At 61.2% G+C, this 18,995-nt stretch carries 14 protein-coding genes and 1 tRNA gene; 12 read left to right on the top strand and 3 right to left on the bottom strand.

The genetic code is table 11. From position 1 onward, the window contains the following. The first annotated feature begins 29 nt into the window (after nucleotides 1-29). The 3 genes from panB to pgi are packed head-to-tail and all read left to right on the top strand — an operon-like array spanning nucleotide 30 to nucleotide 3,364. Nucleotides 30-824, top strand: a complete 795-nt coding sequence (gene panB / locus N6L25_RS15710) for a 3-methyl-2-oxobutanoate hydroxymethyltransferase (protein WP_271982128.1) — start codon at nucleotides 30-32, stop codon at nucleotides 822-824. Beyond that, nucleotides 821-1,672, top strand: coding sequence for a pantoate--beta-alanine ligase (panC, locus tag N6L25_RS15705; protein WP_271982126.1), 852 nt, complete (start codon nucleotides 821-823; stop codon nucleotides 1,670-1,672). Before panB ends, panC begins: the two co-directional genes overlap by 4 nt. Nucleotides 1,673-1,696: 24 nt before the next feature. Further along, complete coding sequence (gene pgi / locus N6L25_RS15700) at nucleotides 1,697-3,364, top strand: glucose-6-phosphate isomerase (protein WP_271982124.1); 1,668 nt, start codon at nucleotides 1,697-1,699, stop codon at nucleotides 3,362-3,364. Here pgi and folK read toward each other — a convergent pair. Together folK and folB are read right to left on the bottom strand one after the other, a co-directional pair. Next, entirely contained in the window at nucleotides 3,358-3,909 is a 552-nt protein-coding gene (folK, locus tag N6L25_RS15695) for a 2-amino-4-hydroxy-6-hydroxymethyldihydropteridine diphosphokinase (protein ID WP_271982122.1), read from the bottom strand. The genes pgi and folK overlap by 7 nt on opposite strands. Continuing rightward, nucleotides 3,906-4,265 (bottom strand): dihydroneopterin aldolase, encoded by a 360-nt coding sequence (gene folB, locus N6L25_RS15690; protein ID WP_271982120.1) that lies wholly within the window; start codon nucleotides 4,263-4,265, stop codon nucleotides 3,906-3,908. The genes folK and folB overlap by 4 nt, the downstream gene beginning before the upstream one ends. 156 nt (nucleotides 4,266-4,421) lie before the next feature. Between folB and plsY the strand changes: the two genes are divergently transcribed. Further along, nucleotides 4,422-5,015, top strand: coding sequence for a glycerol-3-phosphate 1-O-acyltransferase PlsY (plsY, locus tag N6L25_RS15685; RefSeq protein WP_271982117.1), 594 nt, complete (start codon nucleotides 4,422-4,424; stop codon nucleotides 5,013-5,015). 12 nt (nucleotides 5,016-5,027) lie between these two features. On the opposite strand, the gene tsaD is transcribed toward plsY, so the two are convergent. Next, complete coding sequence (tsaD, locus tag N6L25_RS15680) at nucleotides 5,028-6,083, bottom strand: tRNA (adenosine(37)-N6)-threonylcarbamoyltransferase complex transferase subunit TsaD (RefSeq protein WP_271982114.1); 1,056 nt, start codon at nucleotides 6,081-6,083, stop codon at nucleotides 5,028-5,030. A gap of 296 nt (nucleotides 6,084-6,379) precedes the next feature. Here tsaD and rpsU point away from each other — a divergent pair, with 296 nt between their 5' ends. From rpsU to N6L25_RS15640, 8 genes are all read left to right on the top strand, one after another. Further along, nucleotides 6,380-6,595, top strand: a complete 216-nt coding sequence (gene rpsU / locus N6L25_RS15675) for a 30S ribosomal protein S21 (protein ID WP_072794797.1) — start codon at nucleotides 6,380-6,382, stop codon at nucleotides 6,593-6,595. Between the two features lie 150 nt (nucleotides 6,596-6,745). Further along, nucleotides 6,746-8,500, top strand: coding sequence for a DNA primase (gene dnaG, locus N6L25_RS15670; protein ID WP_271982108.1), 1,755 nt, complete (start codon nucleotides 6,746-6,748; stop codon nucleotides 8,498-8,500). A gap of 122 nt (nucleotides 8,501-8,622) precedes the next feature. Continuing rightward, on the top strand, nucleotides 8,623-10,461 hold the full coding sequence (gene rpoD / locus N6L25_RS15665; RefSeq protein WP_271982106.1) for an RNA polymerase sigma factor RpoD: 1,839 nt from the start codon (nucleotides 8,623-8,625) through the stop codon (nucleotides 10,459-10,461). A gap of 87 nt (nucleotides 10,462-10,548) precedes the next feature. Next, a tRNA-Ile gene (locus N6L25_RS15660) sits at nucleotides 10,549-10,625 on the top strand. A gap of 745 nt (nucleotides 10,626-11,370) precedes the next feature. Then, nucleotides 11,371-11,961, top strand: a complete 591-nt coding sequence (locus tag N6L25_RS15655; protein WP_271982104.1) for a PEP-CTERM sorting domain-containing protein — start codon at nucleotides 11,371-11,373, stop codon at nucleotides 11,959-11,961. Between the two features lie 534 nt (nucleotides 11,962-12,495). Then, nucleotides 12,496-14,067: a hypothetical protein gene (locus N6L25_RS15650; RefSeq protein WP_271982102.1), complete on the top strand. Its 1,572-nt coding sequence runs from the start codon at nucleotides 12,496-12,498 to the stop codon at nucleotides 14,065-14,067. A gap of 431 nt (nucleotides 14,068-14,498) precedes the next feature. Continuing rightward, on the top strand, nucleotides 14,499-15,836 hold the full coding sequence (locus tag N6L25_RS15645; RefSeq protein WP_271982100.1) for an OmpP1/FadL family transporter: 1,338 nt from the start codon (nucleotides 14,499-14,501) through the stop codon (nucleotides 15,834-15,836). 16 nt (nucleotides 15,837-15,852) lie between these two features. Continuing rightward, nucleotides 15,853-18,990, top strand: a complete 3,138-nt coding sequence (locus N6L25_RS15640) for an Ig-like domain-containing protein (protein ID WP_271982098.1) — start codon at nucleotides 15,853-15,855, stop codon at nucleotides 18,988-18,990. Nucleotides 18,991-18,995 lie beyond the last annotated feature (5 nt).

Below are 18,995 nucleotides of genomic sequence, written 5' to 3'. Positions count from 1 at the left end.
GATCCATTCCTGAAGAAGGCAAGGATTTTATGGCTGTTACCATCAACACCCTGCGAGACTACAAGCAGAAGGGCGAGGCGTTTGCCGTTCTGACTTCCTACGATGCCACCTTCGCACAGATCGTCAGTGAAGCCGGCGTTGACGTAATTCTGATCGGCGATTCGCTGGGGATGGTCCTGCAAGGCAACGACAGCACGCTCCCGGTCACCATGGCGGACATGGTCTACCACGTACGCGCCGTGGCCAAGGGCAACACCGGCTCGCTGATCATGGCCGACATGCCGTTCATGTCCTACGGCACCACGGCGGCAGCCCTGGACAACGCCGCCGAACTGATGCGCGCCGGGGCCCACATGGTCAAACTCGAGGGCACCGACTGGATGGCAGACACCATCACCGCCCTCAGCGACCGCGGCATTCCGGTCTGCGCCCATCTGGGGCTGACGCCGCAGTTCGTCAACAAGTTTGGCGGCTATAAAGTCCAGGGACGCGACGATCAGCAGGCGGAACTGATGATTGAACACGCCTGCCAGCTCGAAAAAGCCGGTGCGGATGCGATCCTGCTGGAGTGCGTGCCAGCACCGCTGGCCGCCCGAATCACCCAGGCGGTCAAGGCGCCGGTCATCGGCATCGGCGCCGGCGCCGACACCGACGGTCAGGTACTGGTGGTGCACGACATGCTGGGCATCACCCCAGGCCGACGGCCACGGTTTGTCAAAAACTTTCTGGCGGAAGCCGACTCAATCCAAGGTGCCCTGGCGGCCTACGTCCAGGCCGTTCGGCAACGCGAATTTCCCGGCGAGGAGCACACGTTCCAGGCATGAGAACCGTACACAAACTCAAAGAACTCCGGACCATCCTGCACAACTTTCGGGAGCAGGGTAAACGCATTGGCCTGGTCCCCACCATGGGCAACCTCCACGACGGTCACATCGCACTGGTCCAGCGGGCGCTGGAGGCTGCCGATGTGGTGGTGACCAGCATCTTCGTCAATCCGATGCAATTCGGTGCCCACGAGGACCTAGACAGCTACCCGCGCACCCTCAAGGCCGATCAGGAGCGCCTGGAGCAGGCCGGCAACACCCTGGTGTTCGCGCCACCGGTCAGCGAGATCTACCCGGAGGGGCTGGCAAACCAGACGCAAGTGGTGGTTCCGGGCGTCAGCGAAGGCCACTGCGGTGCCGGCCGCCCGGGCCACTTCGAGGGCGTGGCCACCGTCGTCACCATGCTGTTCAACATGGTGCAACCGGATATCGCGGTGTTTGGCGAGAAAGACTTCCAACAACTGGCGGTCATTCGCAAGCTGACCCGGGATCTGTGCCTGCCGGTAGAGATCATCGGTGCACCGACCGTCCGCGATGAAGACGGCCTGGCCCTGAGCTCCCGCAACGGCTATCTGTCCAGTGAGGAGCGCCAGCATGCCAGCGCGCTTTACCGGGTACTGCGCGACACCGCAGAACGGCTGCAGGAAAGTCACCCGAAACAACTCGCCGAGCTGGAACAGGCCGCCTGCGGTCAGTTGCAGGCTTCCGGCTTCCGGCCGGAATACGTCAACATCGTCAACAGCCTCACCCTGAAACCGGCGCTGGCTTCCGACAGCGACCTGACCATCCTGGCCGCCGCCTTTCTGGGCAGTACCCGTTTGATCGACAACATCTCCATCAGCCGTTAGCCCCATCGTTGAAAGGAATCTGTTATGGCAAAGGCCGGCAAGCGCCTCACCCAGCTTGACGAGTGGCAGGCCCTGGTTGACCACCAGAGCGGCCTGCAGCACACCCACATGCGGGAACTGTTCACCAAGGATCCGCAGCGCTTCCGGCACTTTTTCAGTGAGGCGGCCGGCCTCTCCCTCGACTATTCCAAGAACCTGATTACCCAGGAGTCGATGACGCTGCTGATGGACCTGGCCCGACGTTGCCGGGTGCCGGAACGCATCGAAGCCATGTTCCAGGGTGAGGCGGTAAACACCAGCGAACAGCGGCCTGCGCTTCATGTCGCCCTACGCAGCCAGAGTGACGAAGCGGTTCAGGTGGATGGTCGCGACATCATGCCGGAAGTGCGGGACACCCTGGCTCGCATGGAAGAGTTCGTCTGGCGGGTGCGCAGCACCCAATGGCGCGGCTTTTCCAACAAGCCGTTTACCGACGTCGTCAGCATCGGCATCGGCGGATCGTTCCTTGGTCCCAAACTGGTATCCGCCGCGCTCAAACCCTATTGGCACGGCCAGATCAACTGCCATTACGTGGCCAATATCGATGGCAGTCACATCACCGAGGTGCTGCGGCACATCAATCCCGAAACCACGCTCTTCCTGATCCAATCGAAATCGTTCCACACCCAGGAAACCCTGGAGAACACCAAAGTGGCCAGGGAATGGTTCCTGCACAACGGCGGCAGCGAAGACCAGATTGGCAAACACTTCGTCGCGGTGACCGCGAAACCCCAGGCCGCCATCGATTTTGGCATCGCCGAGCAAAACATCTTTCCGATGTGGGATTGGGTCGGCGGCCGCTATTCCCTGTGGTCCGCGATCGGCCTGCCCACGGCACTGACCATCGGCATGGAGAATTTCCGCGCCCTGCTGGCGGGCGCCTATGCCATGGATCGCCATTTCCGCGAAGCGCCACTGGAGCAGAACCTGCCGGTGATTCTGGCCCTGCTTGGCGTCTGGTACAACAACTTCTGGGGCGCCGACGCCCACGCCATCCTGCCTTATGACCACTACCTGCGCGGCCTGCCAGCGCACCTGCAGCAGCTTGACATGGAAAGTAACGGCAAGTGCGTGACCAACGCCGGTGACCCGGTGGATTACCAGACCGGCCCCATCATCTGGGGCGGCGCCGGCGCCAACGGCCAGCACGCCTACCACCAGTTGCTGCACCAGGGCACCTGCCTGTCGCCAGCGGATTTCATCATTCCGTTACGGACCCACAACCCGGTAGCCAATCACCACGCGATCCTGTTCGCCAACTGCCTCAGTCAAACCCAGGCCCTCATGCAAGGAAAGACCGAAGCGGAGGCGCGCGCCGAGCTCGAAGCCCAGGGACGATCACCCGCCGACGTGGAGCGGCTCGCTCGCCACAAGGTGATTCCCGGCAACAAGCCCAGCAACACGCTGCTGTTTGAACGGGCAACCCCCCGAACCGTCGGCGCGCTGATCGCCCTGTACGAGCACAAAACCTATGTGCAGGGCGTGATCTGGGACGTGGATTCGTTCGATCAGTGGGGAGTGGAACTGGGCAAGCAGCTTGGTGAGGATATTCTGCAGCGCCTGCTGGGCAAAACGGCGGATGGCGAGGTGTCGGACAGTTCCACCGCTGGCCTGATTGAGCTATTCCGCAACCGTCACCACAACGGTCACTGACCCGGCGGTATTGACGGCGTTGCGTTGGCACGCGGCGAAACCACCCGTCCACGCCAGCGGAACGGCACAACCCAGAGTTTCTGGTCACTGCGGTAGGCACGCCAGAGTGCGCCATAGCTCTGGCCCGTCAGCGGATGCCTGTCGGCGGGGGCCACCTCAGCCAACGGCTGAAGCACGAAGGCATTTTTCAGGATTTCGCCCCGCGGCAGTTCGACCCCGTCAATACAGCCGGCACTATCGCCGTAGGTCAGGATGTCCAGATCCAGGGTGCGCGGACTGAACCGGGCAACATTGCGCCGGCGGCCGTTATCCGACTCGATCTGTTTGAGATTCCGGGACAGCTGCGCCACCGGCATAGCGGTCTGGATACCCACCACCAGGTTCAGGAACGGCTCGCCGTCAAACCCCACCGCCTCACTCTCGTACACCGAGGAGATGTTGAGTTCACCAAAGCGATCCGCCAGCGCGTCCAGCGCGGCGCAGACATAATGCTCGCGGTCGATGTTGCTGCCGATGCTCAGGTAGACCGCCACCGGCTCGCTCACTGGCGTTGCCCCCGTTCAATCCTGACGCCCACCGACTGGGCCTGGGGCACCGCGCCGGGCTTGCGAATCGTCAGCTGCAACCAACGCACGCCGAACTCCCGCTGCAGACAGGCAGCCAGCCCTTCCGCCGCCGTTTCCAGCAGTTGCGGCTGGCGCTTCTGAAGGTAGCCGCAAACCCGCTCGCTGACGGCGGCATAATCCAACGCCAGGGCAACATCATCCTGGGCTGCCGGTACCGCATTGTCCCAGGCCAGCTCCAGATCGATCAGCAGTCGCTGGGTGATTTCCCGCTCCCAGTCATAGACACCGATCACAGTCTCAACGGCCAGGCCCTCGATCAACACCGAATCCGTCACCTTCGAACTACCTCTGATTGCATGCAAACGTTCGACTTCGGATCTCCGACCGTTCGCTAATTGAATGACCAGGTCCCCGCCTATACTGTAGGGCATTCACCCTCACCGGTTACGCGGTGGGATTTTCGCACAAATGCCGGGTCCACGTCTTTGCCCATGCTGCCCTTGAACGATCCTGTCTTGACGGTACTGCTTTGCCTGCTGGCCTACCTGACCGGCTCGGTGCTCTTTGCGATTCCGGTATGCCGGCTGTGGAAGCTGCCAGACCCAAGGGCCCAGGGCTCCGGCAATCCCGGCGCCACCAACGTATACCGCACCGGCGGCTGGCCACCGGCCCTGGCCACGCTGGTTCTGGATGCCCTGAAAGGCTGGTTTCCGGTTTGGCTGGCCATCTGGGCGGAGTTGTCGGTCTTTGCCCAGGCGATGGTGGCGCTGTGCGCGGTAACCGGGCACATGGTGCCGCTGTTCTACCGCTTCCAGGGCGGCAAGGGTGTGGCAACCGCCCTCGGCGGAGGACTGGCGCTGGCGCCGGTGACCACACTGGTGATCAGTGCCATCTGGGGAATGATGATGTGGCGATGGCGCATCTCGGCCCTGGCCTCCGTCGTCGCCATTGGCTGCGGCCCGCTGGTGAGTGCCGTACTGGAGCCAGAGACACTGCCGCTGTTCGGGCTGCTGGCACTGCTGATCGTGGTGCGTCACCGCAACAACCTGATCCGGCTGGCGCAAGGACGGGAATCCAGGTTCTAGCGTCCCGTCAATCTAATCCGCCAAGCCGTTCGTCCGCGGCTCCGACAGTGACGGCAGGGTATCCATTGGCCAACGGGGCACCGCTACGATACGTTCCCCGTCCTGCTGCCCAGCCAGCAACCGCTGGCAACCGGCGTACGCAATCATCGCACCATTGTCGGTGCAGAATTCCGGGCGGGCGTAGTAGACACTGCCGCCAAGCTGTCCCACCTTGGTTTCCAGCGATTCCCGCAGCCGCCGGTTGGCACTGACCCCGCCCGCCATCACCAGTCGCTTGCAGCCGGTCTGCTCAAGCGCCCGGCGGCACTTGATCACCAGGGTATCCACCACCGCCGCCTCAAACGCCCGGGCAATGTCGGCCCGGACCTGGTCATCGAGCACGCCATCCTGCTCGGCCGCCGCCACGGTGTTGAGGGTGTAGGTCTTAAGGCCACTGAAGCTGAACTCGAGCCCGGGCCGATCGGTCATCGGCCGCGGGAACCGGTAAATTCCATCCCGGCCTTGCTGCGCCAACGCCGCTACCCTGGGACCACCGGGATAGTCCAGCCCCAGCATCTTGGCGGCCTTGTCAAAGGCCTCGCCGGCAGCGTCATCCACCGATTCGCCCAGCAACCGGTACTGCCCGATGCCATCCACCTGCACCAGCTGAGTGTGGCCTCCCGACACCAGCAGCGCCACGAAGGGAAACGCTGGCGGACTGTGTTCCAGCATCGGCGCCAACAGGTGGCCCTCCATGTGATGCACCCCCAACACCGGAATCCCCAGTGCGAACCCCAGTGCGTGGGCCACCGAACCACCCACCATCAGCGCGCCCACCAGCCCGGGACCGGCGGTATAGGCGATGCCTTCGAGATCGCTGCGCTGCTTGCCGGCAGCGGCCAGGACCTCATCACACAATGGCAACAGCTTGCGAACATGGTCACGGGACGCCAGCTCGGGCACCACGCCGCCATAATCGGCGTGCAGGTCCACCTGACTGAACAATGCGTGCGACAGCAAGCCCCGCGTACTGTCGTACAACGCCACACCGGTTTCATCACAGGAGGTTTCGATGCCGAGCACCAACATAGTCAGGAGGCCTCTTGAAGGGGGTGAATTTCGATGCCGAAGTCTAGCAGATTTCCGATCCCCTCCGGCACAATACTTAACCAACCATTGACCCACGCCAGCACAAAGCGCTATTATTGCCGCCCCTAATCTCGCACTGGTCGAGTTTTATCCAATTTCACCAGGCGTTATCATTGAAGACGTGCAGCACAAGGCTGGCGAGCACCGAGTCGCTGTGTACCGCAAACGGGTACAAGTAGACCTGTCTGCACATCTTCCAAAACTGAAACCGAACTTATTAGGTAGGTGATTTTCGAATGCCAGCTGTTAAAGTGAAAGAGAATGAGCCGTTTGACGTAGCCCTGCGTCGCTTTAAGCGTTCCTGCGAGAAAGCGGGTGTCCTGTCGGAAGTTCGTCGTCGCGAGCACTACGAGAAGCCGACCTCCGTTCGCAAGCGCAAAGCCGCCGCCGCCGTCAAGCGTCATCTCAAGAAGCTGCAGCGGGAACAGCGCAAGTTCGAGCGCCTGTACTGAGCCGTACAGAACTCGTTTGCCTGCAAGCCTAGGGTCGCCGCATTCCCCGTGAATGCTGGTTACCACAAAAATGCCGCCGGGGCCTGGCTTCGGCGGCATTTTTGGCTATGGTGAGTCGTTACCAGAGCCCCCTGCACAACCGGAGCTTCCATGAGCGGTCTGATCCCTCAACGCTTTGTCGAAGACCTGCTGGACCGAATCGATCTGGCGGAGCTTATCGGGTCGAGGATTACGCTCAAGAAGGCCGGCAGCAATTACAAGGCACGCTGCCCATTTCACGATGAGAAGACACCTTCGTTTAATGTTCGCCCGGACAAGGGGTTTTATCACTGCTTTGGCTGTGGCGCCCACGGCGACGCCATCAGTTTTGTCAGGGAATTTGATGGCCTTGGCTTTACCGACGCCGTCGAGGAACTGGCCAAGCGCGCCGGCCTGGAGGTTCCCTACGACCAGAGCGCCCGCCAGGAGATCCAGCAGACCCGAACCCTGACCGATGCGCTGGACTTCGCCAACCAGCTATATCGCAATGCCCTGCAAAGCAGTCAGGGCCAGTTTGCCAGGGACTACTTGCGGCAGCGCGGCCTGGATGCCGCCGTCATCGAACGCTATCAGATCGGTTACGCGCCGGGCACCGGCACCGCACTGTTTGACGCCGCAAGCCCGGAATTGCAGGGACCGCTACTCGAAACCGGGACCGTTTCCAACCGTTTCGACCGACCGCGGGACCTGTTTCGCCATCGGATTATGTTCCCGATCCGCAACAGTCGCGGTAAGACGATCGCGTTCGGCGGCCGCACCCTGGGGGACGACAAGGCCAAGTACATCAACTCTCCGGAGTCGGATGTCTTTCACAAGAGCCGGGAGATTTACGGCCTGTTCGAAGCCAAACAGGCGGTTCGCCAGCTCGACCGACTGTTAGTGGTGGAAGGCTACATGGACGTGATTGCGCTGGCGCAGCACGGCATTCCCTACGCCGTCGCCACGCTGGGCACCGCCACCAACCAGGACAGCCTTGGCGCCCTGCTCAGGCAGGCGCGGCATTTGGTGTTCTGCTTCGACGGCGACACCGCGGGTTACCGCGCCGCTGACCGGGCCATGGATAACGCACTGGAACTGCTGGCCGATGGCCTGCACTTGCAGTTCCTGATGCTGCCAGATGGCGAGGACCCAGACACACTGGTGCGCAAAGAAGGCCAGGAAGCCTTTCAACAGCGCATCGATAGCGCGACGCCGCTGTCCCGCTACCTGTTCGATCGCCAGCAGGCAGGACTCGACCTGGCTGTACCCGAGCATCGAGGAGAACTAAGGGCGCGCGTTGAGCCGCTGCTGAACAAAATGCCGAAGAGCACCCTGCGGGATGCCATGTGGCACGAAATGCTACGCCTGTGCGGCGGCCGCAGGGATTGGCAGGGACCAGGCAGAGCGTCACGGGGGGCGGGGGACTTCAAGTCCGGCCGTTATGGCGACCGGCGCCCCCGGGTCCAGGAAGAGCGTATAGACGTTCGCCTTAGCAAAGACAGTGCCCTGTGCCTGGCGCTGGTGGAAGCCCCAGAATTGGCGGCTGACACACTGGAGCTGTGCCGGAGCGACCGCCAACTGCATCAGGCCCGCGGCTTTGCCGACTGGATACTTGAGCACCGGCTCGCCAGCCAGAAACAGCTCATCAGTCGACTGGCACTGGACGACAGCGCCCGCAACCGGTTTTTCCGGCTGTTCGACGGCATCGAGCACATCCCCTCCAGGGACCGCACCCTGGAGTTGGCGCGGGAGATGCTCCATCCGAACCAGGAGGCGGCCCGCAAACAGCGATTAGCCGCCCTGCTGACCCAAAAGCGCAGCCTGGCCGACCTCAGCGACGAGGAACGCCAAGAGCTCAAGAAACTGGCGCAGCAGACCCAGGAGTAAGCACGGGACTTGAAACTTAACAGGTTGATCACCATCTAACCAACCGGTGGCAGAGCAACCACGTGACAGCTATAATGGCTGTTTAACTTTTTTCCTCTTATCAGCGAGTTCATAGGGTGTCTATGTCAGGCAATTCGCAAAAATCACGTTTGAAAGACCTCATTGCCCGAGGCAAGGAACAAGGTTACCTGACTTACGCCGAGGTAAACGACCACCTCCCGGAGGATATTGCCGACCCGGATCAGGTCGAAGACATTATCCGCATGATTAATGACATGGGCATCCAGGTCTGCGAGGAAGCTCCAGACGCCGACACCCTGCTCATGACCGACGGCGATTCCACCGCCGACGAAGCCGCCGCCGCCGAAGCCGCGGCCGCCCTGGCCGCTGTGGAAACCGATGCCGGCCGCACCACGGACCCAGTCCGCATGTACATGCGGGAAATGGGCACCGTCGAACTGCTGACCCGTGAGGGCGAGATCGTTATCGCCAAGCGGATCGAGGAAGGCATCCGCGACGTTATGGCCGCGGTCGCCCACTTCCCCGGCACCGCCGGCACCGTGATTCAGGCGTACGAGCGCATCATCGAGAACGAAGGCCGCATCAGTGACATCGTCACCGGCTACCTTGACCCCGACGATGCCGAGCCGTTCATGGGAGAAGACACCAGCGAGGAATCCCAGACGGAACCCGATACCGACGACGATGACGATTCCAGCGATGAAGACACCGATAACGGCCCGGATCCGGAAGAAACCCGGCTGCGCTTTGAACTTCTTCAGGAAAAACTGACCGCCGCCGAGGCCCTGCTGAGCAAGAAGGGTCGTGCCGACAAGGCCACCCAGGACGCCCTGAACGAGCTGGGCAACGTGTTCGCTCCGTTCAAACTGGGCAACAAGGCATTCGACGAACTGGTGAACGTTGTCCGCTCCACCAACGAAATGGTGCGTGAGAACGAGCGGGCCATCATGCAGATCTGCGTGCGCGAGTGCAAAATGCCGCGCAAGGACTTCATCAAGTGGTTCCCCGGCAACGAAACCAACCTGGATTGGGCGCAAGATCTCGCCAAGAGCAGCAAACCTTACGCTGCCGATCTGGGTGAACGCCAGGACGAAATCGTTCGCCTGCAGAAACGTATTGCCAACATCCAGGCCGAGGTGGATCTCGACATCCCGGACATCAAGGAAATCAACCGACGCGTTTCCATCGGCGAAGCCAAGGCTCGTCGCGCCAAGAAGGAGATGGTGGAAGCCAACCTGCGTCTGGTTATCTCCATTGCCAAGAAGTACACCAACCGCGGCCTGCAGTTCCTGGACCTGATCCAGGAAGGCAACATCGGCCTGATGAAGGCCGTCGACAAGTTCGAGTACCGCCGCGGCTACAAGTTCTCCACCTACGCCACCTGGTGGATCCGTCAGGCCATCACCCGCTCCATCGCGGACCAGGCCCGCACCATCCGCATCCCGGTGCACATGATCGAGACCATCAACAAGCTCAACCGCATCTCCCGCCAGATGCTACAGGAGATGGGCCGCGAACCCACCCCGGAAGAGCTGGGCGAGCGCATGGACATGCCGGAAGACAAGATCCGCAAGGTGCTCAAGATCGCCAAGGAACCGATTTCCATGGAAACACCGATCGGCGACGACGAAGACTCCCATCTGGGGGATTTCATCGAGGACATCCAGGCGCTGTCGCCAGTGGACTCCGCCACTGCTGAAGGTCTCCGGGAAGCCACCCGCTCGGTACTCGCCGGCCTGACCGCCCGTGAATCCAAAGTACTGCGCATGCGCTTCGGCATCGAAATGAACACCGACCACACCTTGGAAGAAGTCGGCAAACAGTTCGACGTGACCCGCGAACGTATCCGTCAGATCGAGGCCAAGGCCCTGCGCAAACTGCGCCACCCTTCCCGCTCCGACCACCTGCGCGGCTTTATCGACGACCAGGGCAACGGATAAGCACCACAACAGTAGCGGGCGCCAGACCACACCGGTATAATGGCGCCCGTTTTCTCCTTTCCCGAGAAACGCTTGCAAGTCTTAAAAGGGCCTATAGCTCAGTTGGTTAGAGCAGGGGACTCATAATCCCTTGGTCGCTGGTTCGAGTCCAGCTGGGCCCACCACTCCTTTCAGTCGCGCTGAACCTCAGCGGACTATTCCAGCCAAAAAATCCAAGATTTTTGTCGCTTCGCAGGGCGAAAGCTGCGCTTCCGCTGTTACCTGCTACGCCCAGCTGGGCCCACCACTCCTTTCAGTCGCGCTGAACCTCAGCGGACTATTCCAGCCAAAAATCCAAGATTTTTGTCGCTTCGCAGGGCGAAAGCTGCGCTTCCGCTGTTACCTGCTACGCCCAGCTGGGCCCACCACTCCTTTCGGTCGCGCACTTCCCCAGCCAGCCAACATTCTCCGCAGGCTGTTAAAGAACCCGCACAGTGTACCGCCCAAGCAGATCAGGCAGTTATGACGTCACAGGACGCGAACGTCTAGTCGCTGTCAGCTTTTTTGGCAAATCCGGCCGCCGATATTTAACAATGTTTCAAAAATGATCGTAAATTCGATGCAATCATAAAAATACATAGGCCATTGTTTTATAAAGGCATTTAATTCACGATGTTCATCAAAGCGCCCGACCATCGGTCTACCACACCCCTCTGACCGTCACCGCACGCCATAAACGCCGTAGACCGCGACTGACCCACCGTCAATGTTATTTACACACTCTATTCCCAATACCTTCGCCACCTGGATTTCACACTGTTTTACAATGTTTTTATGCCTGCTGGTTTAGTTCCTGCTACGCCCTACCTGCGCACGACAATCGCACTACCTGCGCACCACAACCTAGTGTCTCGGAATGGGAGTACTGAGATGAGAATAACCTCAAAAGTCATAACCTCAACGCTGGCGGGATTGCTGGCGGGCATCATCTATACAGGAAGCGCACTTGCGGCACCGGTTCTTTGTAACGATGATGGCGATGCGACCAGAAATCGCATGTCCATCGACGACAGTCAGGTTTCGGCTTGTTTGGCATCCGGCGTGGGCAACCTGACCGGCAACCCGGCGAACGATCTGTTCCTCAACAGCGCAGAAGGCGCCGGCTATACCACCGCCAGTAAATCTGACGATTCCAACCCATATAACCTGATGTTTACGCAGAACAATGGCAGCGGCACCTGGAGCTTTGACAGCAGCTTCTGGGATGACAACGACGCCGGCGCAATTGCGTTCAAGTTTGGAACAGGGAACAACCCAGACGAGTGGTTCGTCTACTCGCTCCAGGATGGCGTGTCCTCGGGCGATTGGTCGTTCCTGAACGTCTTCGCCAGAGGCGGCGGGCTGTCCCATGTCACCCTGTACGCAACCAGTGCAGTGGTCTCCGAGCCAGCAACGCTCGCTCTGCTAGGACTGGGCCTGATGGGCTTTGCCTTCACGCGGCGACGCGCTCAGCGGGTCTGACGTTGAGAATCCTGAGTAGTATCCGGAAACTCAGGTAGCGCACCTTCCAGAACCCTGGCGAAGGGCCTTCGGGTCCTTCGCCCCTCCCCCGTCAACCGTTACAGCCCAACCTCAACCCCACGAAGCTAGGCCGCCAACAGCCTCCGATAGGGCTCTGTCAGCATTTCCAGGAAATGTTGAGCCGCGTAATAGCTGCTGGATCTGAAAAGCACCTCGCCGCCTTCCAGCTCGACCTCGTACCAGTTTGCAGCATACTCCCCCCAGCCATCGCGCTCACCGTAGGCAACGAGCCTGAGCCAATCTGTCGACCAGACCACCTGTGGGACGGCCGATCCCGGGCAATTAGCAACATCATTCAAGGTGGATATCTCCCTTTTTCCGGCATCACAGTAGGGGCGCAAGTTAACCGAACCTGTATGTCATTTTGATGAAGGCCAGCAGGTCATCGGCATAGACCAATTATGTGACCATTGTCACATTACCGTCATCATCGGTTGGTAGAACGGGCCACACATGTTATCTGGAGCCGTTCTCATGTCAGCCCAACTGGTCGAAAAACTTTGGCAACTCAAACGCCGCATCGACAAAGGCGCCTGCCCTGGCGTCGAATTTGTCCACCTCAACGCCCTGTTACGGGAGCCGGGCTACCGCAGCGATGTCCTGCGCCGGGTGGCCGACAAGGGCACCCCGGAACTGTGCGCCCTGGTCCGTGAAATACAGGCCAACGACACCGGCCAGCCCCTCACAGCCAGAAGCCAGGACCACGTTCGGATCACCACCACCGCAACCCGCGCGGCAAAACCAGGCTGGCTGAGCCGTAACTCGCTGGTAATCCTGCCCGCCCTGTGCGTTGCGGTCGGCGCGGTGGCTGGGTTCACCGCCTTTGAAAACCGCGCCATCCGCATCGGCTCCGATATCGTCACCGACACTGTCTGGCAATCCGGTAACCGCTACATACTGACCAACACCGTCTTTGTCGAGGGCGCCAGCCTGACCATTGAGCCCGGCGTCACCATTGAAGGGGAGAATGGCTCCGCGCTGATCGTCACCCGCGATAGCCAGCTGTTCGCCCGCGGCCAGGCCGATCGGCCGGTGGTCTTCACCAGCAGCCAGCCGGAAGGCGAGCGGCAGCGGGGGGACTGGGGCGGCCTGGTGCTGCTGGGTAAGGCCCCCGTCAATCAGCCCAATGCCGCCATCGAGGGCCTGCATGAAGGCGACGCCCGGGGCCGGTTCGGTGGCAACGATCCCACCGACAACTGCGGCGTCATCGAGTATGCCCGTATCGAATTCGCCGGCTTCGAGGTCTATCGGGACAATGAACTCAATGGCCTGACCCTGGGCGGCTGCGGCAGCAATACCATCGTCCGCAACGTTCAGGTGCATCGCGCCCTGGATGACGGCATTGAACTCTTCGGCGGTACCGTCGATCTGAAAAATATTGTCGTATCCGGCGCTGCCGACGACAGCATCGACTGGGACTGGGGCTGGAGCGGACGGGTTCAGTTTGCCGTCATCCAGCAGCATCCGGACGTGGGCGACAATGCCTTTGAGGGCGACAACAACGGCGATGACCACCACGCCCTCCCCCGCTCGGAACCGGTGTTCTACAACGTGACCCTGGCCGGAGCCGGCCTGGCCGCCAAGCAACACCGGGCTTTGCTGATTCGGGAAGGGTCAGGGGGACATTTTCACAACATGCTGATCGACAGCTACGCCATCGAAGCCCTCGACACCCGCGATGACGCCTATAGCCTGGTCAACAGCCGGGCCCTGACTTTCAGCAATAACCTGCTCGCCAACACCGGCAACCTTGGCCGTGGCCCGGTGGAATCCGGCACTGGTGACGACGATCTCGGGTTCGATGAAAGCCAGTGGCTCCGCTTGCCCGCCCAAGCCAACAGCGTTCGCCTGGAAAGCGCCTTGCATGACACCGCCCGCCACCTGACCTCGCCGAACTTCGCGCCCCGGGTTCAGCTCCGCCAGATGAGGGCGACGCCACCACCGGAAAGCGAGTTCTTCGACGAGTCGGCGCTGTTCCAGGGCGCCGTCAACCCCTTGGCCCGCAGCAACTGGCTGGCGCGGTGGACCGCGTTTCCGGAGAGCTAAGCAGCCTGCGGAATCCTGCCAGGCGTCTCCCCAACAAAACTCGCCAGCGTTGTCACAATTTCACTACAAAACTTGCCATAAAAGGCCCGACCACCCCCCCACGGTACGATTGAATAATCACTATCATGGGGGGACTCTCGGGTCTGCGTTCACTTTCTGCAAGCTGCCCGGTTCGCGTTGCGCACCAGCAGGTGCCTAAGCCCAGCACTGACACGGAAAGCACCGACGCTGGCGGCGACCGGGAGACATAAGAAACTGTCAACTACTGGTTCTCTCGACGCCCGAGACTGTCAGTTAAGCCAAAGTCCTAATATGACAAGACGGATAGACTCGTTTTCGAACAAAAGTGCCACTTTCAATAAGAACTCGTAAGTAGACCTTGTCATGCACAAGCGTCACACAGGATAAAAATCATAATTGGAGTGTGATCCATGGTAGCTTCCTCCCGCTGGTCCCTGCGGACCCTGTCACTGGCCGTTGCAGTAGCATCCTCCGGCCTGTCCCTCAACGCCTCCGCGAACATGGGGCAAACGCCAACCAGCTACGGCCTCCTGCCCACCGACGTGGGGTCCGCCCAGGCTCTCTCTCTGTTCAACAGCCAGGTGTCGGCCACTTATTACAACCCCTCGTACCTGGCGAAAGATCCTCGCGGTGAGCTGACCGGCGGCATTCTGCACGCGGAACAGGAATTGCGGGCGTCCGCTGCGGATCGTGACGGCGACGTACTCTCCAACTCCCCCAGCCAGCAGGTCTTGATCGGCATGAAGACCGACCTGAGCTCACTGACCCGGCTGAATCATCCGCTGTATCTGGGTTTTGTCGCGGGCGTGGAAAAGTTCAGCAAAGAGATGATGGCGTTTGAGTCCACCACCGGGGTCGAAGGCCAGTTCTTCAATTACGGCCGTCAGCCGCTGTTCCTGAATCTGGGGGGCGCGACGACCCTGTGGCGGGGCATTGACGTCGGTGCCTCTGCCCGCATCACCCTGCAGTCTACCGCCTCCATGTCGGTGACCACGGATCTGGCCGGTAACACCCAGTACGAAGCCCTGGAAGTCAGTGCCGAACCGTCCTTGCGCACGATCCTGGGTTCCACCGTGAACTTTGGCGAAACCTTCTGCCCCAATTCGGACTGCTGGCTGGACGGCTTCGAGGCCGCCGCGGCCTATCGAACCAGCTCCTATGCCAAAACCACAGTAGCCGCCGAGACCATCATTCCCGGACTCATTCCGGCGAGCGCTCCGCTGATTCTGGCGGTCGCCACCTATGACTCCTTCGAGCCCTCCGTGTATTCGATCGGCGCCCAGTACAGCACCGATCGCTGGCGAGTCGGCGTCACCCTGGAACAGCAGAACTGGTCCGATCTGGAAGAAAAATTCGACCAGGACAGCATCAAAGACCAGGCCATGGCTGAATTCGATGACATCCTGATCCCTCGTATCGGCGCCGAGGTCAAGCTTGGCCAGCACTTTGGTGTCACCCTGGGACTCGCCTACCAGGAATCCCCGCTTAAGAGCGACAGCACCCCGGACGTGAACTACTTCGATAACGACAAGTACATCATCGGCCTGGGCCTGAGCGCCGAGTACACCCGCACCCGCTACCTGACCTACCCGGTACGCCTGGACATCGGTTACCAGCACCAGATGCTGGAAGAGCGGGACTTCACCCTGAGTAACACACGTGCGGATGGCCAGCAGAGCAACAACATTGTGGCCACCACCGATGGCGATGTAGACATCATCACCGGTTCCATCACGCTGAAGTTCTGATTACGAGGTGTCTGCCATGAAATACAATAAGATACTGGCATTGACCCCCGCGCTGCTGCTGGCAGCCTGCGGCGGGGGTGATAAGCAAACCATGAACGAAGTCGTCGTGCCGGGCTCGACCATCTACTCGTTCCCGGCCGACGGCCAGTCGGAAGTCAGCCCCAAGGCTGACCTCATCCTGCGATTTTCCCACGCCATCACCGACGAGGAGCTGACCAGCAAAATCCTCATCAACGACGGCGGCAGCAACGTCCCGTTTACAGTGACCGCCATTGACGGTGGCCGCAGCCTCAAGCTGTCCCCAACCGGCCAGCTGAAGCCGGGCACCGATTACACCATCACCTTCGATGGCACCCTGCAGGCGGAAGGCAACCGCGCCGTACCCACACCCAACGCCATTGGCGCGGATGGCATCCAGTTCTCGACCCGAGCCGGCCTGACCGGCATCGCCGGACTGGATAACCTCAGCGCCACCTTCGCAGTGGATGAGATGATCCCGTCCGCCGACGGCTTCTTCCGCCCCATGGATTTCTCCACCTTCCGCCTGCGCCTGACCCAGCCAGTCCATCCGGAATGGCGGGAGATGGGAGGTTCGATCAGCCTTCAGGATGCTGACGGTAATACCGTGCCGGCGACCGTTCTGGTCAAAGGCCGATATGTGACCATCGACCCCTGCACCACCGACGAACCGAGCCAGTGCGGCATGGTCGGCGATGCCCTGACGGCTGGCGCCAGCTATTCGGTCGTCGTGACCGACCTGCCAAACATGGCCGGACAGACCCTGAACTACAGCGCCGACTTCACGCCCAAAGACACCGGCCCGACGGTAATCCTGTTCCAGGAGGCGGTCGATTCCGGGCTGCTGGCCGGACAAGCGGAGGCCGAGGCCCAGCGCTCGATACTCAATGGCGAGATCATCAATGGCGTTACCCTGAACTCGGTACTGATGGGAACCGCCGGGCCGTCCCAGCAAACCGGCGGGCTCTACGCCGAGCTGGCCTACGCGCCCAGCTTCCCCGGGGACGAACCTGTGCCCCTGCGGGTGCCGAAAGGCAGTCTGTTGCTGAGCAGCTCTCTGGATCTCAACGTCAACGGCACAATCCCGGTCATCAATTCGGAAACCAACCGCATTCAGACCACCGGCCAAATCAAGGTCAACATGCTGGCTGACGCCACCGGTTACCTCTACCCCAATCCCTACAGTGATTCCGGCGAAGCGCCTCGCCACGTCAAGCTGTTTATGGACGTGTCGATGAACACCGAGGACGCCCTGGCCAACGCCGGTCTGTCCCAGGATCTGCTGGGGGTTGAGCTGAGCGGGATTGCCATCGTCAAGGACGGCGTGCTGACCATCGACGCCATCGGCATGGTCGAGCCCTCCCTGCTGGGCCGGGAGCTGTCCAATTCCACCATTGCCTTCCGTATCGAGGCGGATACCAATGCCGAGGCGCAACTGGACGCGTTGGACGCCCGTACCGCGGACACCACCGGACCGCAGCTGTTAAGCTGGATGCCGGGTCCGGACGAGGCCCTGCCGGGTGATCGAGACCAGATGCAGCGCCCGGGCGACCCCATCGTGCTGAACTTCGATGAGGCCCTGGACGGCGACAGCCTGGCCGGCAGCTTCACCCTGCTGGCCGACGGTGTGCCGGTGGCGGATTCCGATCTGCGCCGCAAGCTGGACGGCACCGTAGTGGTGTTGAACCCGGTCGGCGGCCTGCAGCACGGTGTTGACTACTCGCTGCAGATCAGCGGTTCGCTGACCGATCTGGCTGGCAACGGAGTAAGCTCCCAGACGCTGGCCTTTGCCCTGCCCGCCATCAAAGACGGCACCGAGGCAGCGTTCGTTTCGCCAATCGCGCTGACCACCTACCCGGGCTACCCCTGTGTGACCGAGGGCCTGGACCTGGTTAACGGCAGCCACGGCACCTGCGATGATGACGCGCCGGGAGGCACCGTGCGTGATCAGCTGCCGGTGACCACGCTGCCGCAAGATCGCCCGATCACGGTGCAGTTCTCCCAGACCATGGACCTGGATACGGTCAACGCCAGCAGTTTTGTGGTGGAGAGAATCGCCGATCCGGCCGCGCCGGGCGCCGTCGGTACCGGGGAAATCGTGACCGGCCGACTGGAGCTCAACCAGCAGCGGGTCCGGTTCTACCCGGACGACGCCTGGGAAGTGGGCGGCCTGTATCGCTATACCCTGCGCTCGGCGGTAGACGGTGACTGCGCCTCCGGCACCTTGCTCTGTTCCGAAGACGGCATGCCGCTGCAAACCGATCTGCTGGTCGACCCAAGCGATGTGGGCGGACCGGACCTGAGCATCTATTTCACCGGCACCGAACCGCAGTCCAGCGTGTTTCTGCAACTGCGCAACTTCCCGGTGCGGGACACCAACTCCAATTACGTGGTGGATTGCCCAACCCCGGACGGCACTGACTGCCTGGAGCCATTCACCCACGAAAGCGATGGCGCTGGCGGCTTCCTGCCCACACCTAACGCCGCCAAGCTGACGATCGTTGACGGGCAAAGTAGCGCTGGTCCGGCACGGGTTGGCTGCTCCCCGGATAACGCGGATTGCCCTGAGAACAAGTTCATCTACCAGACCTACGGCCTGGATACCGAGGTCATGGGGCCGGCGTTCGATGAAAGCGGCAACCAGATTGGCGTGCGGGTACTGCTGTACCCGACCCAGCTGGCCACCACGTCCGCCACGGTGATCGTCAGCGCCAACCTGATCTTTGGCGCCGACATCACCTCCGAAACCGGCACCCAGATCATGCGCATGACCTACGGCGAGCCTACCGAGGACAACCCGCTGGGGTTGGTTGAGGGTCTCATCAGCGAGGGCGAGGATGGCCGGCCGACCTTCAGCATCACTGCCGACCTGACCCTGGATGCGCCCAACCTCAGTGGCGTCACCAGCCATGACGTCTACAGCAAGCCGGTGCAGCTGCAGCTGTCGGGGCCCATCACCTTCTTTGACGATGGCCGCATGCAGATCGAGCAGCGCAATGCCGTGCTGGAGAACATCACGGTGAATGCGGTCAGCTTCGGTTTCGTCGATGTGGAAATTCCATTGCAGATTCCGGCCGAAGGCGTCTGGCTCAACTTCATCTCCAACCCCATCAAGGAAATTCCTGAGCGGTACTGAGAACG

The organism is Marinobacter sp. SS21 (assembly GCF_028369065.1).
Taxonomy (GTDB): domain Bacteria; phylum Pseudomonadota; class Gammaproteobacteria; order Pseudomonadales; family Oleiphilaceae; genus Marinobacter.
This window is presented reverse-complemented; position numbering and strand designations above follow the sequence as displayed.